Origin of the sequence: Paraglaciecola sp. MB-3u-78 (assembly GCF_002835935.1) — a bacterium.
Lineage (GTDB): Bacteria > Pseudomonadota > Gammaproteobacteria > Enterobacterales > Alteromonadaceae > Paraglaciecola.
The window spans coordinates 1-774 of sequence record NZ_PJCF01000050.1 but is presented as its reverse complement, the minus strand read 5'-3'; the positions used below and the strand labels follow the sequence as shown (position 1 = coordinate 774).

Below are 774 nucleotides of genomic sequence, written 5' to 3'. Positions count from 1 at the left end.
GATCCAGCGTCAGTACAACTTGGCAGCAACTCATTTCGCCTATACGACACACAAACTAGATTTAGTGTCCCTAGTAGCTTCAGCCTCAGTGCAGATGGCATGACTTTAACCTTAATTCCGGATGGTCTGTTACTTGCTAACCGACGCTATTATTGGTACGTCGGTTATAGTCCCTACCTATATGATATGGCTAATAACTTCATTGCCCTGAATAGCTTCATTCAGTTCGTCACCGGTGAACAAACAGATGATGTCGCCCCGCTTCTGGTTAATACCAACATTCTTAACAACGCGCTTGAAGTGCCGGTGAATGCCCGTGTGGTATTAACCCTGAATGAGCCTCTGGGTAGCAATTGTTTAACTCAGTTACTCATCACCGATGGTGTCGATGACGTAGCCTTTGCTAGCGTCTTATCCAGCGATAGACGCACCCTAACCCTCACTCCATCTGAATCCCTGGCGGCCAATACCTCCTACCAGGTTGAGTTCACTGGTCTGTGTGATTATGCCGGCAATGGTTTGAGCGGGCAGGCCTTGTCCTTCACCACTTCCACTACGGGTGCCAGTGACACCGTCAGACCGGTATTACAAAGTGTGGTTCCGGCAAATAATGCGGTGGGAATACTAGTTGATACCAATGTAGTTATCACCTTTGATGAAACCATTAGTCTGCGCAGTAGCGTACTGTTTTATAACAGTGATACCAATCAACGCGTACTGGGCAGTGTGGATGTCACTGATAACGTATTAACCTTCACACCTGATGAGCTACTA

At 47.2% G+C, this 774-nt stretch carries 1 protein-coding gene; it reads left to right on the top strand.

The window, feature by feature from the left end:
* Nucleotides 1–99: 99 nt before the first annotated feature.
* The coding region (locus CXF95_RS26265; protein WP_198556715.1) for an Ig-like domain-containing protein at nt 100–774 on the top strand (675 nt) is incomplete at its 3' end.